A 1,498-nucleotide genomic window follows, 5' to 3' on the forward strand; every position below is an offset into this window, starting at 1 on the left:
CGTGGTGTTGGCTGTGGCCGCCGGCGGCAGGCGGTCCTTGCGCCGGGCGAAGGTGCCCACCAGTTCCACGCCCCAGCTGTCGCGGTCGAAGGCCAGGCCGACGGTGCCGCGCAGCGGGTCGATGCTCGACAACGGCACGTCTTCGGTCTTGTTCTGGCCGTGTGCCCACGCCACCGAACCGTTCAACGACCAACCCTCCAGCGCACTGCTGAGCTGGCCGAACTCGACCCCGGCCTTCAGCTCGGCACCGTAGATATCGGCATCGGCCACGTTGCGCGACTGGAATACCTGCAGGCCCTGATTGTTGAATCCGACAAAGCCCTGCGATTCGATGAAGTCCTTGTAGCGGTTGTAGTAACCGCTGACGCTGGCATACGCGGCCGCGCCGATGAAGCGCACACCCAGTTCCAGGCCATCGCTGGTTTCCGGCTTGAGGTCGGGATTGGGAATGGCCGTGTAGCCGAACTGCACGTTGGTGAAGCCCAGGTTGACGTCATTGAACGGCGGCGAGCGGAAGCCGTGCGCGTACCCGGCGAACAGCGACCATTGGTCGGCGAAGCGCCAGACCAGGCCCAGCTTCGGCGACACGCTGGTCTTGGTGAGGTCGGACACGGCCACGCCCGGGTTGTCGGTGGCGAAGATGCCATCGGTTTCCGGACGCAGTTCGTAATGGTCCACGCGCACGCCGGGCACCAGCGACAGGCGGCCGTCGGCGAAGCGCATTTCATCCTGCACGTACAGGCCCAGCTCGGTGGTCTTGCTGATCGGGAAGTCGCGCACCGGGAAGGTGTCGGGCAGGATCGTGGTGTTGACCTGGCCCCTGGCATTGACCTGGAACCCGTCGCGCTTCTGGTGGGTGTCCGTCCAGGTGCCTTCCAGGCCATAGGTGAGCGCGTGGTCGACCGACCCGGTCTGCAGGCCCTTGTGGAACACCGCCTGCAGGCCATACACGCGCTGGTCGAAGTTGAACTCGCGCTCGCGGCGGCTGGCGTTGTCGCCGCTGCCGCGGTTTTCGTAGGTGCGCTGGGTGGTTTCGCTGTCCTGCCGGTACACCTGCCAGGACAGGTCATCGGCAAAGCCCTGGCCCACGTTGTCCATCTCGTGGCCGAACGACACGCGGGCGCGGGTCTGGTGGTCGCGGGCCTTCATCGCGGTGGTGGTCGCGGCGGCGACCACAGGCGCGGGCGGCGCCACCGACGACAGCACGTTGGTGTCCACGCTGTCTTCGTTGCCTTCCACGGTCAGCCTGAAGCGCTGGTCTTCGCTGGGCGCGAACACCAGCTTGCCCAGCACGCTGCGGCCGTCGCGGTCCTGCGGATTGGCCGCGGTGCGGGTGCTGTCGTTGCTGCGCCGGTCGCCCATGCTTTGGGTTTCCTGGCCCTGGCGATGGTTGACGTTGACCATGCCGCTCCAGCGGTCGCCGCCGAAGGCGGTGGTGACGCTGCCCAGCAGGCCGTCCCACTGCCCGTCGTACCCGAACTTCAGGCCGACGTAGCTG

General features: G+C 67.0%; 1 protein-coding gene. It reads right to left on the reverse strand.

Annotated elements, in window-relative coordinates; genetic code table 11:
- Positions 1-1,498 (reverse strand): TonB-dependent receptor (locus DBR34_RS21105; protein ID WP_258224232.1); only part of this gene is annotated, 1,498 nt, incomplete at both ends.

This window comes from Stenotrophomonas sp. HMWF003 (genome assembly GCF_003061285.1).
GTDB classification, from domain to species: domain Bacteria; phylum Pseudomonadota; class Gammaproteobacteria; order Xanthomonadales; family Xanthomonadaceae; genus Stenotrophomonas; species Stenotrophomonas maltophilia_AP.